Genomic DNA, 17411 nt, shown 5'->3' on the forward strand with positions numbered 1-17411 from the left:
CTCTTTGCTGTGGAGGTGACGGTGACGGGGGGGCGGGGGTTGCGGGGCGCGTGGTGGCTAGCGGCCGTGGTCGCGCAGCCGGCCGACCCGCTCACGGTCGCTGCGCAGCTCCGCGCGGAGCAGCCGCGAGAGGGGAGCGAGGAGCCGCCGCGCCAGGTCGTCGAGGTCGGCGGGGGTGGCTTCGGCGGATGCGGGGGTGGGTGCGGACTGGGCTTCGGGGGTGGTGGCGGGTGCGGGAGTGGGCGGGGTGTGGGTGCGTTGGGCGGGGGTGGGGGTGGGGCTTTGGCGGGGTGGGGTGGTTGGAGCGGGTGATGGCTGCGGGGCTTGGGTGGGGGCGGGGGCCGGTGCGGGGGTGGCCGGGGGTGTGGGGGCGCTTCGCTGGACGGTGCGGGGGCGCACGGGGGCCGGGGAGGGGGCGGGTGTGGGGGTCGGGCGGGGTGTGTGGGGGCCGCCGGGGGTTTTGAGCGGGACGACGATGGGGGTGGTGCGGGGGGCGCTGGTGTGGTTGCCGTTGCCGTTGCTGGGGTGGGGTGTGGTGAGCGCTGACTGTTGGAGGGGGACGGGTGAGGGGGCGGGGGCGGGGGTGACCGGCTTGGCCGGGTTGGCGCCAACTCCGCGCGGCGTGAGCGGTGTTGTCGCCCCACCCGTCGCCGGGGTGTGGGTCGTCAGGCTTCGGGAGGGGGAGAGGGGGAGGGCCAGGCCGGTGGTGGCGGGCGCTGCGGGCCGGTAACTGCCGGGGGCGATGCGGCGGTTCACGGGGACGACGGGGAGGGGCTGGGCCGGGGGTTGCGGTTGCGGTTGCGCCTGCGCGTGCGGCTGTGTCTGCTGAGGCGCTGGTGTGGGCCCGGGGGTGGGATCAGGGATGGGTGTGGGTGCTGAGGCAGGCGTGGGTGTGGCGGGGGCGGTCGCCGACTTCTGCACGGGGGTGACCGGGGCGCCGATCGGAGTCCGGCGCGGACGGTCCTGCGGCGCCGGGGCGCTGTACGCGGAGGAGGCGGGCGAGGGCTGCTGGCTCAGGGGCTGGCCGAGGCCCGGCCGGGGCGCGCCAGAGGGTGCGCCACCGCCGTCCTGCGCGCGCCGGACCCGGCGTACGAGAGGCCGTCGCTGTACGGGCTGAACGGGGGAATTCGCCCGCACAGCGACGGGGTTCGGGGCCGCGGACGCGGCGTGCGTCCCCGGACCGGTGGGGGGCACCGGTCCGGGGACATCGGTGGGCCGGACGCGGGCGGCGGCGTCCGGCAGGGCAGGGCTGGAGGGGGCGGCGCCGGGTGTGGTGGCGGCGGGCTCAGTGGCGCCGGTGGAGGTGGCTGCGGACGACTTGCTGACGGGTGAGCTGTTGCTCGCCGACGTGTCGACGGCGGAGTCGGCGACGGCAGCCGCACTGTCTGCGGTCGGGCTGTCGGCGGTCGGGCTGGTGGCAGGCGGCGTCGTACGTGTGGCCCCCACGGGGAAGATCCGCCGCTCCGGCACCACGGCGGGCGCGGCCGACACGAGCGGGGAACGCCCTGTCCGTGCCCGCTGCACCACGGGTACGGCGGGGGAACCGGCCCGCGCCGAGCCGCCGGCCGACGGGGTGCTGCCCGTGCCGGGCACGGGGATGGTCCGGGCGCTGCTGAGCGGCGCGGTGCCGGACGTGGTTGGGGTCGCGGTCGTGGCGGTCCGGCGCGCGGAGGGGGAGCGGTCGGCCTTGGCGGAGCCGGGCGCGGGTGCGCCGGTGCTCGGCACGGCACTCTCGCGGGAGCCGCGGGGCCCGTCGCTGCGCGCGTCACGCTCCGGCTGGGCGGCAGGCGTGGTGGCCGCCGCCGGGGCGGTCGCCGTCTCGCCGAGCGACGGGGGCGTCTGCGTACGCCGCTGGACGGGGCGGTCCGCGGTGGACGGCGCTGCTCCCTGCGGGGGCTTGCTGCCCTCGGGGCTCGGGCTCGCCGGAGTGGCGGTCGGTCGTTGGACGGGGCGGTTCGGGGCGGACGGCGCTGCTCCCTGCGGGGGCTTGCCGACCTCGGGGCTCGGGCTCGCCGGAGTGGCGGTCGGTCGCTGGACGGGGGTGTCCGCGTCTCCGAGCAGGGGCTTGGTGGCGGGTGCGGCGGTGCGATCGCCGCGCGGCGTCTGGGCGCCGGAACTCGGCGGCGTGGTGGTGGCGCTGCGGCCTGGTGTGTCGGCCTTGGGGTGCGCCTGGGTGGGGGTCCGGCGTTGGACGGGGCGGTCCGGGGTGGACGGCGCTGGCGCCTGCGGGGGCTTGCCGGTCTCGGGGCTCGGGGTCGTCGGATTGGCGGCCTGTCGTTGGACGGGGCTGTCCGCGTCGCCGAGCAGGGGCTTGGTCGCGGGTGTGGCGGTGTGATCGTCGCGCGGGGGCTGGGTCGCGGAACTCGGCGACGTGGTGGTGGCGGTCCGGGGTTGGACGGGGTGGTTCGGGTCGGTCCTGGGGTGCGCCGGGGTGGGGGCTTGCGGTGTGGCGTGCTGAGGGGGCGGGGGTGTGGTCGTGCGGCGCTGGACCGGGTGGTCCGCGTGGGGCGCGGGCGAGGTGGTTCGGGGGGTCTGAGGTCCCGGCGCAGCCGCAGGGAACGGGGCAGGGGAAGGGGCAGGAGTTGTTGGCGCGGGGGGAGGCGCGTCGCCGAGCAGGGGTGCGGTCGGGGGCGCGTCGGCGCGGCTGTTGTCGCGGGGGGCCTGGTTCTTGCGGCCCGGCGTCGTGGTGGGGGTGGTGCTGGTGCTGCGCTGGACCGGGGGAGTGGGCGCGCCGCTGTTCCGGGGGGCTTCTGCCCCGGGGCTCTTCGGGGAGGCGGTACGGGGAGGCTGGCCTCCTGGCGCTGGAGCTGGGGCGGGGGCGGGGGTCGCTGCTGCCGGGGCAGGCGCGTTCGTACGAGTGGCACGCGGTGCATCCTGAACACGGCTCGGCGACGTCGTGGCCGAACCGTGGCCCTGGGGCTCCTCCGCCGGGGCGGCCACGTGGCGTACGCCCGTTTCGCGGGCAGGCTGCGCACCGGTGGCCGTACGACTGCCACCCCGTACCGCATCCTTCGCGGCCGACGTCGCACGCTGTACGGCATCACCGGGAGCTGGCGCGGCGGAGCTCGTCGTGGGGAACGTCGGTCGTGCAACCGGCTCGAACGGCGCGAACGGCTCGTCCTGCCCCTCCTCCGCCCGGCCCCGCACCGGCAGCCTCAGCGGCGGCAGGTCGAGGTCGCCCGGGCGGCCGGCGACCGGCGTGAGCACGCCGTGCAGCAGGCCCCCGGGGGCCGAGGCCCGCACCGCGTGGCCCAACTCGCCGCCGAAGGAGGGGTTCTGATGGGTGGCGAGCATCGCGCCGAAGCCCTGTTCCGCGACCGTACGCGGCGCCGCGAGCACACGCTGGACCGGCGGCACGGCAGCCCACCCACCGTCACCAGCACGAGAACCCGCACCCGCACCCGCACCTGCACCGACCCCGGCACCGGCCTCAGCCGCCGCACCAGCCTCAGCCTCAGCACCGCCATCGGTACCGAAGTCACCCGCAGGCGCGTCGCCCCGCGACCCCCGCCGCCACCTGAACAAGCCCATCACTTACCTCGACTGCCTCGACTCACCGACCGCTACCGGTCACCCCACCGACCCCACTGACCCCACCGACCCCCACCGACCGTCACTGCCTCGCCTCCGCCTGCTCCACCAGCTTTCCGGTCCGCGCCACGTACGCGCGCCGGTCCGCGTGTTCGAGGTCGAGGATGTCGTCCATGCCCCAGTGGAAGTGGTAGGCGAGGTACGCGACTTCCTCCTCGATGCGGTCGGCCGCGTACGTCACGATTCCCCCAGGCGGCTCCCGGCCAGCTCCACCTCGAAGGACTCCGAGCAGTGCGGGCAGGCCACGGCCGCGCGGGTGTGGCCCTCCGCGTTGATCTGCCGGTAGAAGTCCTGGAGGAAGGCCAGGTCGGAGGCGAACATGTTCTCCACCGTGCCGTCGTGGACGGAGCCGAGCGTGCCGAGCCGGGTGATGACCCGGCCCAGCAGCACCACGGACAGGTAGGCGGGGTTCTCGCGCACGCGGACGTCCCGCAGCGGCACCAGTTCGTCGCGTGCCGTCGCGAGCCGCATCGCGCCGTTGCGGTGCACGGTGCCCGACTCGTCCACGAAGCCGCGCGGCAACTCGAACTCGAACTCCGTGCGCAACGGTTCACGCGTCGCGGCCGCCGCTGCGCCGGGCGCCGCCGTGCCGGGCACCGCCCCCGTGCTCACCCCCGCCGGGCCTTCGCGCCGCATTACTCGATGACCAGCTCTTCGAAGACGATGGTGACCTGCTCGGTCAGCGCGGCGGCGTCGCCCGCCTTGACCCCGCTGGTCTCCACCTTGCTGCACCAGGCGTTGCGCAGGTTGTAACGCTTCACCGGGTTGTTCTGGTAGTCCATCATCATGATCGTCGCGTTCTTGCGCGCCGAACCCATGTCGCCCGCGATGGACTTGTTGATCCACTCGCTGAAGACGGGGCTCTGCGTCATACCGCGGGTGACGGTGCACTGACCGGCCTTCTTCACGCCGGGCATCTTCTTCACGACGGGCTTGCCGTCGGCCGACACCTGCTGGTACTCGATGACGTCCTGCTCCATGGAGAGGCCGCTGACCTCCTGGAGGTACTCGACCATGACGCCGTCGATCTGGAGGCCGAAATTGTGTGTGGTGAGGGCGTCACCGGGCTGCAAAGACAAGGGGTTTCACTCCTGTTGGGATGTTTCTCGGGGGCCTGACGCGCGTACGCGGACGGATTACTCCTCCAGTTCGCCGCCCCCGCCGGAGAACTGGGCGAGCCGGAACACCACGAACTCGGCGGGCTTGACCGGCGCGATGCCGATCTCGCAGACGACCCGGCCGAGGTCGACCGACTCGGCGGGGTTGGTCTCCTCGTCGCACTTCACGTAGAACGCGTCCTCGGGGCGCGAGCCGAACAGCGCGCCGGAGCGCCACTCGTTGACGAGGAACGCCGAGACGTTGCGGCGGATGCGCGCCCACAGGGCGTGGTCGTTCGGCTCGAAGACGACCCACTGGGTGCCGATGAGGATCGACTCTTCGAGGTAGTTGAAGTAGCGGCGCACGTTCAGGTAGCGCCAGGCCGGGTCCGACGCCATGGTGCGCGCGCCCCACACGCGGATGCCGCGGCCGGGGAACGCGCGGATGCAGTTCACGCCGACCGGGTTGAGCAGGTCCTGCTCGCCGCGGGTGATCTGGAGCTCCAGGTCGACGGCGCCGCGCACGATCTCGTTGGCGGGCGCCTTGTGGACGCCGCGCTCGGCGTCGTTGCGCGCCCAGATGCCGGCCATGTGGCCGGACGGCGGCACGACCACCGACTGGCCGGACGCCGGGTCGAAGGACTTGATCCAGGGGTAGTAGAGCGCGGCGTAGCGCGAGTCGTAGCCGGCCAGCTCCTGCCGCCACTGGCGGACCTGGCGGGCGTTGAGCGACGGCGGCGGGTCGATGATGGCCATCCGGTCGCCCATGAGCTCGCAGTGCGCGATGAGACCGAGCTGGACCGCCTTGACCTGCTCCTCGTCGATCAGGCCCTGCTGGTAGGCGGCCATCAGGTCGGGGACGGCCACCATGTTGACCTCGTCCAGGGCCTCCAGGCCGCCGAAGCCGGTGCGGTCCGCGGAGTCACCAATGAACTGGGCGGTCTCGACGCGGTCGACGGCACCGTTGGACGCGGGCACGCCGGGCGTGGCGGGGGCCGGCGGCGCGAGCGTCACGGTCTGCGCGTCGGGCCTGGCCAGCTGGCCGCCCGCCGCGGCCTCCTCCAGGGCGATGGTCTTGGAGCGCTGCTTGACCTGGGTGACGACGTAGTTCCGGGCGGTCTTCTTCGCGCTGACGTCGAAGCTCTCGACGACCTTGTCGCCGTCCTTGACGATCAGCTTGAAGCGGTCGGCGGTGCCCTCGCCCTCGCCGTCCTGCACCTCGACGGTCAGGGCCCCGCCGTTCGCGGTGCCCGCGGTGATCGCGGAGACCGAGAAGTTGCCGAGCGCAACGGGCTCGCCCGCGGTGAGCTCCTTGGGCGCCTGCGCGGGCGCCGCGGACCGCTCCCGGGGCTCGGCGCCGTCGGTGCCGCCGACCCGCACGATGTACGCGGCGGAGCCGCCGTTGTTGAAGAACCCGTACACGGAGTGCGCCAGGTAGTACCCGTCCGTGAACTCGCCGAACGCGGCCACGTACTGGGACCAGTTGGTCACCAGCGTCGGCTCGTTGAGCGGTCCCCGCGGTGCCAGGCCGACGAAGGCCGCAACGGACGTGCCGACCCCTTCGATGGGGCGTGAACCGCTGGCGACTTCCTCGATGTAGACGCCGGGGGACAGGTAGTTGGGCATGCTGCTGTGCTCCAAGTTTTCGAGGTGCGGGACCGGCGCACAGCCGGCACGGATTCGTACCGTGTCGACGATGTCCCACGCGCGGGCCGGTGCGTAGAGACGGACGGACGTCCGTGAGGGCAGATGCCGCTGCCCGTTCAGCCGTCGGACGACAGCCGCCGACCCGCGCGTGCGCGCCGGCCCGCGGGTCGGGGGGGCGGCGGGCCGGCGCGGGTTGCCCGTCCGGTCACCCCCGCGGCGCGCGGCACGGGGCGCTCGCCGCCCCCGGCCGAATGTCGGTGGTCGTTGGCGCATATGCCACGCCCCGGGTGTCCACAGCGTCAATACCTGGTCAACAAGGTGGCGCAAGTGCCCCACGCGTGGCGGGACCCCCGTGGGGCTGACGTAACGTTTGGTGCGTACGGTCACGCGTGGCCGGTATGAACGGGCACTTCCAGGTGCGTCACGGGGCAAGGGGTGCGGGGCTGACGATGCGGGGTGACGCGGGCGGCCGGCCGGGCCGGGACGGCGAGCGGGGAGCCGGCCCGGACGATCCGGGCGGGGCGCTGTGGTTCCAGGTCCTCGGGCCGGTGCGGGCGTGGCGGGCCGGGCAGCCCCTCGTGCTCGGGCCGCCGCAGCAGCGCGCGACCCTGGCGGCCCTGCTGCTGCGCGGCGGGCACCCGGCGTCCGCGTCCGAGCTGGTCGACGCGTTGTGGGACGAGGAACCGCCGCCGCGTGCGGTCGGCACGCTCCGTACGTACGTCTCCCGGCTCCGCGCCCTCCTCGAACCCGACCGGCGCGCCCGCGAACAGGCCAGGATCCTGGTGTCGGCCGGCGACGGGTATGCCCTGCGGCTGCCGCCCGGCGCCGTCGACGCGTCCGAGCTGGAGGACCGGGTGGCCGCGGCGCGCGCGATGCGGGCCGCCGGGGAACACGCCGAGGCCTATGCGGAGCTGACCGCGGCGCTCGCGCTCTCCGACGGTGCCCCGCTGGCCGGGCTGCCCGGCCCGTACGCCCGGCGCCAGCGGGACCGGCTCACCGAACTGTCCGTCACCGCGCAGGAGGAGTTCTTCGCCTGCGCGCTCGAACTGGGCTGCCACAGCGAGACGACTGCGCCCCTGCGTGTCTTCGCCGCCGAACATCCGCTGCGGGAGCGCGCGCAGGCCCTGTTGATGCTGGCCCTCGACCGCGGTGGGCGGCGCGCGGACGCCCTCGCCGTGTACGAGACGACGCGCCGCACGCTCGCCAACGAGCTCGGCGTCGACCCGGGCAAGGAACTCACCACGCTGCACGACGGGCTGCTGCGGGGCACACCGCTGCCCGCGGCCGCCGTCCCGCGGCCGGTCCCGCACTCCCCGCGCTCCCCGCAGGCCCCGCAGTCTGCTCTGTCTTCGCCGTACGCTGCGCCACCGCGGGTCGGCGGGCAGCAGTACCGCATGTCTGTGCGGCCGGATGTACGGCCGGATGATAGTGGGGGACAGGGACAGGGACAGGGACAGGGACAGGGGCAGGCGTCGGCGCAGGCACGGGTGCAGGGGCAGGCGCGGGAGCAGGTGCAGGGGCGGGCCGAGGCGTGGGGGCAGCCGCATGCGCAGCTGCACGCGCACATGGCGCGGCACGCGGATGCGGTGCCGCGCAGGCACGGGGAGCCGCAGGCGAATGCGGAGCCGCAGTTGCACGGGGAGCCGCAGGCGCATGCGGCGCCGTACACGCACATGGAGCCGCACCTGCATGTGCAGCCGCACACGCGTGCGGAGCCGCGCTTGCACGGGGAGTCGCCCGCGCATGCGGCGCCGTACATGCACGCGGAGCCGCACCTGCATGCGCAGCCGCATACGCACGCCGAGCCGTACGCGCACGCCGAGCCGCACATGCTCGCGCAGAGGTACCAAAGCACGGCCCCGCCCCTTCCCCCGCCCCCGCCCGCCCGCGCGGACCGGGTGGCGACCCGTCCCCTACCCCTGAACGGGACCTCCCCGGCCCCTGCCCGTACCTCCACTCCCACTCCCACCCCCCTCGTCCCCGCCCAACTCCTCCCCGACGTGACCGACTTCGCGGGCCGGGAGGCCGAGGCGCGGCTGCTCACCGAGATCCTGCGCACCGCCAGCTCCGGCCGCACGATGGCCGTGGCGACGCTCACCGGCCTCGGCGGCGTCGGCAAGACCGCACTCGCGGTGCACGTCGCACACGCCTTACGCGAGGAGTTCCCCGACGGGCAGCTGTACGTCGACCTGCGCGGCGCCGACCCGGCGCCCGGCGTCGACAGCGGCAGCGCGCTCACCGGATTCCTGCGCGCCCTCGGCATCCCTGAGAGCGCTCTGCCCGACGGACTCGACCAGCAGACCGCGCTCTACCGCTCGCTCCTCGCCGGGCGCCGCGTCCTCGTACTCCTCGACAACGCCCGCGACACCGCCCAGGTGCGGCCCCTGCTGCCCGGCACCCCGGGCTGCGCCGTCCTCGTGACCAGCCGCTGGCGGACCATCACCCTGCCCGGCGCGCGCCTCGTCGACGTCGAGACGATGGACGAGCCGCAGGCGCTCGGCCTGCTCTCCGCCATGGCCGGCGGCCGGCGCGTGGCCGCCGAACCGGAGGCCGCGCGCGAACTCGTCGCGATCTGCGGCGGCCTGCCGCTCGCCGTCCGTATCGCCGCCGCGCGCCTCGCCGCCAGGCCGGGGCGTCCGGTCGCCGACCTCACGGCGCGGCTGCGCGACGAGCGCCGCAGGCTGGACGAGCTGCGGGTGGACGACATGGGCGTCGAGGCCACGTTCCGGCTCGGCTACGAAGCACTGGAGCCGGAGCTCGCCCGCGCCTTCCGCGTGGTGTCGCTCTGCTACATGCCGTCCTTCTGCCGCGGTGCCGCTGGCGCGCTGCTCGACGTGAGCGACGAGGAGGCGGAGGCGCTGGTGGAACGCCTCGTCGACGCCGGGCTCATGGAGCTGTACGGGGAGGACCGGTACCGGTTCCACGACCTGGTGCGGCTCTTCGCGCGGCAGCAGTGCGAGCTCCGCGAGAGCGAGGCGGAGCGCGCCGCCGCGCGGCTCCGCTTCCTCGACTATGTCGTGGCCACCGTCATCACCGCGATCCGCCGCACGAAGCCGCACAGTGTGCTGCCGCGGCTGCTGCACAGCCCCGCCTCCCCGGGCAAGGACCTGCCCGACGAGGCCGCTGCGCGCGACTGGCTGGTCGTCGCGCACTCCCGGCTGTGCGCCGCAGCGGAGGAAGCCCTCCGCCACGTCCCAGAGCCCACCCCCCACCACCACCCGCCCACAACTTCGCCCCAGGCACCCGGCGGCATCGCCCACCGTCCTGGTGCAGGCCACCGGCCGGTGGATACCGGCCAGGCCCCCGACACGGCCCACGCGCTTGAGGCGAGCCACGCGCCCGGCACAGGCCACGCGCTTGACGCGGGCCATACGTCCGGTGCGGGCCGCGCGCCGGACGGCAACCACCGGCCTGGTGCAGGCCGTGCGCCCGACGCGGGCTACGCCTCGGGTGCGGCCCACGCATCCGGTGCGGGCCACTGGCCGGTAGATGCCGGCCACGCCTCCGGCACGGGCCACGCGCTGGACGCGGGCCGCGCGTCCGGTGCGGGCCGCGCGTGGGACGGTAACTACCGGCTTGGTGAAGGCCACGCGCCTGACGCGAGCTACGCGTCCGTCGCAGGACACGCCCCGGACACGGCCCACACACCCGGCGTCGGCCACCGGCCTGGCGCAGGCCACCGGCCGGTGGATACCGGCCACGCACCCGACACCCGCCACGCACCCGACGTCGGCCACGCACCCGACGTCGGCCACGCACCCGACGTCGGCCACGCGCCCGGCGCCAGCCACCCGCCCAACACCACCAGCCCCCCGCCCAACACCACCAACCCCCCGCTGGACGGCGCGTCCGACGGCCCACCCGGCCTGCGCCCCACCGTAGACCTGCTCACTGCCTGGTCCCACCTCGTGGTCGGTACCACCCGGCACCGTGATCTGGAGCCGCTCGCCGAGCTGGCCCTGCGCACCGCGCGCAGTCACGGGGACGACCGGTCCGCCGGGCGCGCGTTGCGGCTTCTCGGGGCCCCGCACTACGGCACGGAGACCTTCGGCCGTGCCGAGCGTGCGTTGCGGGAGGCGTTGCGGCTCGCCGCGGGTACCGGTGACCTGCTGGTCGGGGCCGAGGGCGGGCACGAGCTGGGCATCGTGCTGATGGGTACGGGGCGGTACGAAGAGGCGTTGGAGCAACTGCGGCTCGCGTACGCGAGGTTCGGCGCGCTCGGCGGAGACGACGACCGGATTCGCATCCTGTCGCACATGGCGCGGGCCTACGTCGGCCTGGGCCGGCGCGCGGCGGCCGACACCGCGCTCGTCGAGTCGGTGCGCCAGGCACGCCGCTCCGGCAGCACGTCGACGCTCGCGCACGTCCTCTACCAGGCGGGCTGCGCGCTGCTCGGGGACGGCCGGGCGGCCGCGGCGGCGGAGCGGCTGCGCGAGGCACAGCGTCTGCACGGCCGCACCCGGGACCCGCGCTGGGAGGCCCTCTGCTGGGCCCGCCTCGCCTACTGCGAACTTGAGGAGAACCGGCCCGGCGAGGCGATGCGCTGCGCCGACGCGGCGCTCGCCGTCGAGGGGGAGCTGGGTGACGCGTTCTGCCACGCCCTCGCGATGGCCGCGCGCGGCCGGGCCCTCCTGGCCCTCGGCGACCTCGACCGGGCCAGGGCCGCGCTCCGGATCGCCCACCGCGTCCTGGAGCGCCGCGGCGCCGCGGAGGCCACGGAGACGGCCGCCCTGCTGTCCCGCTGTCAGCGTCCCGCGATCCCGAAGCCCGCGAAGTCGGCGAAGTCGGCGAAGTCCGCGCTGTCCGCGCTCTGCTGACGCCCCATCGGCGCGTCCGCTCGACCGCTCGGGCAGGGAGCACTGCCCTCGGCTTCGCCCTTTCGTACCAGGAGAATGGGCGAGGTGCCTTCTACCGTGCCCGTATGACGTGGTGGAACTCCCTTGACCCGGCCGCGGTGACCGTGGATCCCGGTGGCCGAGCGACCGTACGGCTTCGCATACGCAATACGGGAGACACGGTCGAGGAGTTCCGCCTGGGAATCGTCGGCGCGCCCGCCGGCTGGGCCCGCGTCGAACCCGAGGTGCTGCGGCTCTACCCGGGCAGCGAGGGCACCGCCGAGGTGTCCTTCGCGCCGCCCCGCTCGTCCGACACGAAGGCCGGACCCACGCCCTTCGGCATCCGCGTCGAGCCGACCGAGCACCCCGAGGCACGCGACGTCGTCGAGGGCCAGGTCACCGTCACGCCCTTCTCGGAGGTACGGGCCGAGCTCCTGCCGCCCACCATCGTCGGACGCTTCCGCGGCCGGGCGTCGGTCGCCGTGGACAACCTCGGCAACACCCCGCTGACCGCGTCGCTCACCGTCCGCGACGACGCGGGCCGGCTCGCCTTCGACGTCACGCCCACGGCGATCCAAGTGGCCCCGGGCCGCGCCGCGTTCGCCCGTTTCACCGTACGTCCGCAGCAGGTGCAGTGGACGGGGTCCGCGCAGGCGCACCCGCTCACCGTCGCCGTGCGCCGCTCCGGTGACGAGCAGGCCCACGAGCTGCCGGGCAGCTTCGACCAGCGCCCTGTCCTGCCCCGCTGGCTCCTCGCGCTCGGCAGTGTCGTCGCCGCCCTCGGCATCGCCTTCATGGTGGTCTGGTTCTCGTACGCCCCCAAGTTCAGCGGGTCGGCCCGCGAGAACCAGGCGGCCGCCGCGCCCGACGCGGTCCCGCAGGGCGGCGAGAAGGAGAAGCTCGCGGACGCCCCGCCGCCTCCCAAGGAGAAGGCGGGCGGCGACGACGTGCGCGGTGCGGGCGACGGAGGCGGCGGCAAGGGCGGCTCGGGCCCGGGCTCCGGCTCGGGATCCGGCACCGGAGGCGGCGGCTCGTCCGGCGGCGGGGGCGGTGGCGGCCGGGACGGCGACGGCGGCGGTGGCGACGAGAAGCCGGTGTCGGACCGCGGGCCCGCCCGCAGCGGCCCGCCCTGGAAGCGCGGCTACAAGTCCGACGTCGTCGTCGAGTACGCCCAGCGCCGCCTCGCGGCCCTCGGCTCGAACAACCCGTGCACCCTCACCGGCTCCTACACCCCCGGCGTCATCGACGCCAAGACCGAGGACAAGTTGATCTGTTACCAGCAAGCGGTGGTCCACTCCGGCCAGACCTCCGGCAAGAACACCGCGCAGATCTTCGAGACGGACGATCTCGGCGAGCTCGGCCGGGCCACCCTCACCTCGCTGTGGGCGCAGGGCGTCCGCCCCGACCACGTCCGCTCCGGAGCGGACAACTGGGAGGTCATGCAGGTGCAGGCGGCGTTCTGGTGGGCCTCGCAGGCCGGCATCAGCGACGGGGACCTGGACCGCGACCGGGCCTACGCCGAGCACGGCGTCGCCTACTTCGAGAACGGCCGCCGCGCGCCCGTCACGGCGAGGTACAACAGCAACACGGCCGCCCACATCAAGGAGTACCAGGCGTCCGTCGGCCTCCCGGCGACCGGCGTCGCCGACAGCAGGACCCTGCAAGCCATGGTCGGCGGCAGCGTCAAGAACCCCGGCGTGAAGGGGCGTTGAGCCACATGTGGACCGCACTCGAACCCTCCGCGACCACCGTGGAACCCGGCTCCACCACGAGCGTACGGCTGCGCGTGCGCAACACCGGCGACACCGTCGAGGAGTACCGCCTCCAGGTCGTCGGCGCCGCCGCGGGATGGGCCCGCGTACAACCCGACGTACTGCGCCTGTACCCGGGAGCGGAGGGCACCGCCCAGGTCGAGCTCGCACCGCCGAGGACCCCGGACGCGCAGGCGGGCCCGACGCCGTTCGGTGTCCGGGTGCAGCCCCGCGAGGCCGCGCACGCGGCGGACGTGGCCGAGGGCCAGGTCACCATCACCCCCTTCGCCGAACTGCGCACGGAACTCCTGCCGCTGGTCGTCAGCGGCCGCCTCAGCGCCAAGGCGTCGGTGGCCGTCGACAACCTCGGCAACCAGCAGCTGACGGCCTCCTTCTCCGGCCGTGAGAACGGCGACGCGCTGGAGGTCGAGGCCGAGCCCGGCTCCGTGCAGGTCGCCCCCGGCCGCGCCGGCTTCGCGGAGCTGCGGCTCAAGCCGGGCGCGGTGAGCTGGGTGGGCGGCACCACCAAGCATCCGTTCACCGTCTCCGTGCTGCGGGCCGGGGTGCCCGAGCCGGTGGAGCTGCGCGGCACGTACGTACAGCCGTCGGTGATCCCGCGCTGGGCGATGGCGGTGTTCTCGGTGCTGTTCGCGCTGGGCCTCGCGTTCGCCGTGCTCTGGTTCCAGCACAAGCCGAGCATGTCCACCCAGGCGAGGGAGAAGCCGGGGAAGCAGCAGGAGCTGCCGCAGACGGACGGCATGAAGCAGGCGCCGAGCCCGAAGCCGAGCGACACCGAGGAGAAGGAGAAGGAGGAGCCCGCGCCGCCGCCGGAGAAGAAGGACGACGCTCCGAAGTCGAAGCCGGGCGGCGGCGAGAAGAAGGACGACGAGCCCAAGGGCCCCAAGACGCACACCATCCGCAGCAGCGAGGGCAGCGGCTGGTACCTGGAGGTCAAGAAGGGCGAGCAGGCCGACGGCACCTACGTCGGGCAGAACCCCGAGCTCACGGACGAGTTCGGCGAGAACCAGAACTGGATCCTGCACCACTACCCGGAGTCCGACACCTACGCCCTGGAGCCCGCAAGCGCCCCGGGCACCGTCCTGGACCAGAAGGTCAACACGAACATCGCGCAGATCTTCCACGCGCCGCCGGAGAACATCAAGACCGGTCGGCTGCCGGACAACCAGAAGTGGAAGCTGGAGAGGCGCGACGACGGGCTGACGCGGATCGTCGCCGTCGGCTCCGGCGAGTGCCTCGTCGACATGCAGAACGACACGAGCGCCGTCACGTGGAAGTGCGACGACCGCAAGAGCATGGGCTGGACGATCTCCGACTGGCCTGAGTAGTCGACGCACCGCCTGCCCGTCCGCCCGTCGGCCGCCGTCACGGCTGGTCGTCGCGTTCCGGCCAGGTCATGCCCGAGACCACCGCGCGGAACGCCGTGCGGTAGGTCGAGGGGCTGGTGCCGGTGGAGCGCTGGAAGTGGTGGCGCAGGTTGGCCGGGGTGCCGAGGCCGGTGCGGGCCGCGATGCGCTCCACCGGGTCGTCGGTGCGCTCCAGGAGCCGCTGGGCGCTCTGGAGCCGCGTGCGGAGCAGGTACTGGAGCGGGGTGAGCCCCGTCTCGGCACGGAAGCGGCGGGTGAGGCTGCGCACGCCGAGCCCCGCCCGGGCCGCGATGTCCTCCAGGGTCAGCGGGCGGTGCAGGTTGGCCTCCATCCACCGCGTCACCGGTTCGAGGCTGCTGCCGGGCGGGGTGACGGCGTTGTACGCGGCCTCCGCGAGAGCACCGTGAGCCGCCTGCGCACCGGCCCCCGGGGGCGTCCCCTCGGTGTCCTGCGGCTCGGCGTGCAGATGCAGGAAGAGCTGCCGCTCCGTCTCGATGGCCACGACCTCCCCATGGTCCAGGGTGATCAGGTGCAGGCACAGGTCGATGCCTCCGAGCACCCCGGCCGCGCTGTGGAAGGGGCCGTCGGCCACCGCGGAACCCTCCGGGTCCACGTCGACACGGGGGTGCAGCCGGGCCAGTTCCCGCGTGTGCCGCCGGCTGGTGGCCGCGCGGCGCCCGTCCAGCAGACCGGTGGCCGCGAGCGTGAACGTGCCGGTGCCGACCGTGCCGATACGGCCCCCGCGCGCCACCACGCCCCGCAGGGCGTCCGCGACGCCGGGCGGCGGCGCGGCACGGAAACCCTCGTGCCCCGGCAGCAGCACCGTGTCGGCGGCGTCGAGACCCTCAAGGCCCCAGGGCGTCTCGACGCCGAAGGGCGCGGGCCCGCCCGTGCTCCGGAACCCGGGCCCCGCACAGATCCGCACCTCGTACTCGACCGGGTGGTGGTGCCTGGCCGCCGTGGCGAAGGCGAGCCCGGGGGCGGAGAGCTGATGTCCCGGCACCCCGTCGAGGGCGAGGACGGCGATCACTGACATGTCCAGAATTTAGCCGAGGGTGACATCGCGGCCGCTGTTTGCGGGGCCCGTCCGCGAAGGAAGATCGCAGAGCGGCCGGACGGAGACGGACAGGAGTCCCGTCCGCGCACCGCACCCGCACTCTCTGCGAAAGGCCCGTTCATGCACCACACGGACACCACCCCCGCCCCCGGGACCACCTCCGCCGACCGCTCCGGCCGTGCCCCGCGCCGGCTGCTCGCCCGGGGCGCCGCGGCCCTCGGCGCGACCGCGCTCCTCGGCGTCACGGTGATGACCGGCAGCGCGAGCGCCATCGTGAACGGCGGGGACGCCACGCAGCACTACCCGTTCATGGCGACGGTGCCGATCAAGGAGTACGGCGCCCAGTGCGGCGCGACGCTGGTCGACAAGCGGTGGGTGCTCACGGCCGCGCACTGCGTCAACCCCGAGCTGGCCACCCTGACCGGCAAGATCCGCGTCGGCAGCGACCACCGCACGACCGGCGGCTCCGTCCGGAACATCGACAAGATCGTCACCGCGCCCGGCTACGTGCAGGACATGACGGGCACGACGTACAACAAGAACGACCTCGCGCTGATACGCCTGGACCGCCCCGTCTCCCAGAAGCCCATCCGCATCGCCGAGAAGGCGGGCCCGGTCGGTACGCCCACCCGCATCCTCGGCTACGGCACGGTCGTCGAGGCGCCGACGCTGGAGGACGCGAAGTTCCCGAACCGCCTCCAGGAGCTCGACACGCGCCGGGGCGCGGTGAGCGAGTGCGGCCCCGGCTGGGCGGGCAAGACGCGGCTGTGCACGGTCAGCCAGAAGCCGAAGGCCATGGCGTGCAACGGTGACTCCGGCGGCCCGCAGATCCAGCGCGGGAAGAACGGCCGCTGGGAGCTGATCGGCGCCACGTCCGGCCCCGGCAGCCTCCGTGAGGGCTGCGGCACGGGCCCCGGCCTCTACTCCAACGTGCCCGCCTTCAAGGACTGGATCCACAAGACGATCCACAAGAGCGGCTGATCCGCACCCGCACGGCCGGTCCGCGGCTCACGAGGGCGGCTGCCACCGGCCGGGCCGCACGGATGGTTGGATTCCCGACATGTCAGTGATCGCCGTCCTCGCCCTCGACGGGGCCCCGGGCCACCACCTCACCACGCCCGGCCTCGTCTTCGGCACCGCCTGCCGCGAGCACCCCGGCGTGTCCTACGAGGTCAGGCTCTGCGCGGCCCCCGGCTTCCGGGCGACCGGCGGCCCGGGGCCCGCGCTCGCCGTCCGCCCGCCGCACGGCCTCGAAGGCCTGGCCGACGCCGATGTCGTCCTGATCCCCGGGCACGCGGGACCCCGCGCCGGACAGCCCCCCGAGGGCGTCGCCGCCGCCCTGCGTGCCACGGCGGACAGGGGCGGCCGCGTCGCCGCCGTCAGCACCGGTACGTTCACGCTCGCGGCGACCGGGCTGCTCGACGGGCGGCGGGCCACGACCGGCTGGCGGCACGTGGCGGAACTGGCCCGGCTGCACCCCCGGATCGACGTCGACCCGGTCGGCACGGTCGTCGAGGACGGCCCGTTCTGGACGGCGGCCGGGGTCTTCGGAGGCATGGACGTCTGTCTGCGGCTGCTCGCCCGCGACCACGGCCGCCGGGTCGCGGGCGAGACGTCACGGGAGCTGATCACGCCGCTGCACGTGGACGCGGACAGCGTCCAGGAGACCATCGACAGGGAGGTCGCCGAGAGCACGGGGCTCGAACCGACCTTGCAGTGGATCGACACGCACCTCCACCTCCCGCTCACCCTCCCCGAGATCGCCGCCCACGCGCGCACCTCCACCAGCAGCGTGACGCGCCGCTTCCACGACCGCACCGGGCTCAGCCCGCTCCAGTACGTGCTGCGTGCGCGCCTGCACGAGGCGATGCGGCTCCTGCGGGAGACCGGCACGCCCGTCGAGGAGATCGCGGGCGCCACGGGCTTCACCTCGCCCGCGGCGCTGCGCCACCACTTCCGTGCCCTCACCGGCACCACGCCCCGCGACTACCGCCGCACGCACGCTTCTTCGGGCCCTGAGGACGGTAGCGGCCCCCCGGGCCGATGAC

At 74.5% G+C, this 17411-nt stretch carries 11 protein-coding genes; 5 read left to right on the forward strand and 6 right to left on the reverse strand.

Annotated elements, in window-relative coordinates:
* Positions 1-57 precede the first annotated feature (57 nt).
* The 5 genes from ACZ4Z4_RS09805 to ACZ4Z4_RS09825 all read right to left on the reverse strand — a co-directional run bounded on the left by ACZ4Z4_RS09805 (position 58) and on the right by ACZ4Z4_RS09825 (position 6314).
* On the reverse strand, positions 58-3357 hold the full coding sequence (locus ACZ4Z4_RS09805; protein ID WP_468324696.1) for a hypothetical protein: 3300 nt from the start codon (positions 3355-3357) through the stop codon (positions 58-60).
* 256 nt (positions 3358-3613) lie between these two features.
* Positions 3614-3772 carry a DUF6760 family protein gene (locus ACZ4Z4_RS09810; RefSeq protein WP_468324698.1) on the reverse strand — a complete coding sequence of 53 codons (159 nt, stop codon included), beginning with the start codon at positions 3770-3772 and terminating at the stop codon, positions 3614-3616.
* Entirely contained in the window at positions 3769-4227 is a 459-nt protein-coding gene (locus ACZ4Z4_RS09815) for a hypothetical protein (protein WP_468324700.1), read from the reverse strand. Before ACZ4Z4_RS09815 ends, ACZ4Z4_RS09810 begins: the two co-directional genes overlap by 4 nt.
* On the reverse strand, positions 4227-4670 hold the full coding sequence (locus ACZ4Z4_RS09820; RefSeq protein WP_468324702.1) for a phage tail protein: 444 nt from the start codon (positions 4668-4670) through the stop codon (positions 4227-4229). Before ACZ4Z4_RS09820 ends, ACZ4Z4_RS09815 begins: the two co-directional genes overlap by 1 nt.
* A 57-nt stretch (positions 4671-4727) precedes the next feature.
* Positions 4728-6314 carry a phage tail sheath family protein gene (locus ACZ4Z4_RS09825; RefSeq protein ID WP_468324704.1) on the reverse strand — a complete coding sequence of 529 codons (1587 nt, stop codon included), beginning with the start codon at positions 6312-6314 and terminating at the stop codon, positions 4728-4730.
* Positions 6315-6784: 470 nt separating this feature from the next.
* Here ACZ4Z4_RS09825 and ACZ4Z4_RS09830 point away from each other — a divergent pair, with 470 nt between their 5' ends.
* The 3 genes from ACZ4Z4_RS09830 (at position 6785) to ACZ4Z4_RS09840 (ending at position 14267) form a co-directional block, all read left to right on the forward strand.
* Entirely contained in the window at positions 6785-11152 is a 4368-nt protein-coding gene (locus ACZ4Z4_RS09830; protein WP_468324707.1) for a BTAD domain-containing putative transcriptional regulator, read from the forward strand.
* Between the two features lie 104 nt (positions 11153-11256).
* Entirely contained in the window at positions 11257-12882 is a 1626-nt protein-coding gene (locus ACZ4Z4_RS09835) for a peptidoglycan-binding protein (protein ID WP_468324709.1), read from the forward strand.
* 5 nt (positions 12883-12887) lie between these two features.
* A complete protein-coding gene (locus tag ACZ4Z4_RS09840) occupies positions 12888-14267 on the forward strand; it encodes an RICIN domain-containing protein (RefSeq protein ID WP_468324712.1) in 1380 nt (459 codons plus the stop codon).
* Between the two features lie 37 nt (positions 14268-14304).
* Here ACZ4Z4_RS09840 and ACZ4Z4_RS09845 read toward each other — a convergent pair whose 3' ends face one another.
* Positions 14305-15342 (reverse strand): GlxA family transcriptional regulator, encoded by a 1038-nt coding sequence (locus tag ACZ4Z4_RS09845; protein WP_468324714.1) that lies wholly within the window; start codon positions 15340-15342, stop codon positions 14305-14307.
* A 141-nt stretch (positions 15343-15483) separates the two neighbouring features.
* On the opposite strand from ACZ4Z4_RS09845, the gene ACZ4Z4_RS09850 reads away from it, so the two are divergent.
* A complete protein-coding gene (locus ACZ4Z4_RS09850; protein ID WP_468324716.1) occupies positions 15484-16344 on the forward strand; it encodes a S1 family peptidase in 861 nt (286 codons plus the stop codon).
* Between the two features lie 79 nt (positions 16345-16423).
* On the forward strand, positions 16424-17410 hold the full coding sequence (locus tag ACZ4Z4_RS09855) for a GlxA family transcriptional regulator (protein WP_468324718.1): 987 nt from the start codon (positions 16424-16426) through the stop codon (positions 17408-17410).
* Position 17411 lies beyond the last annotated feature (1 nt).

The sequence above is a fragment of the Streptomyces sp. NPDC030245 genome (assembly GCF_055572995.1).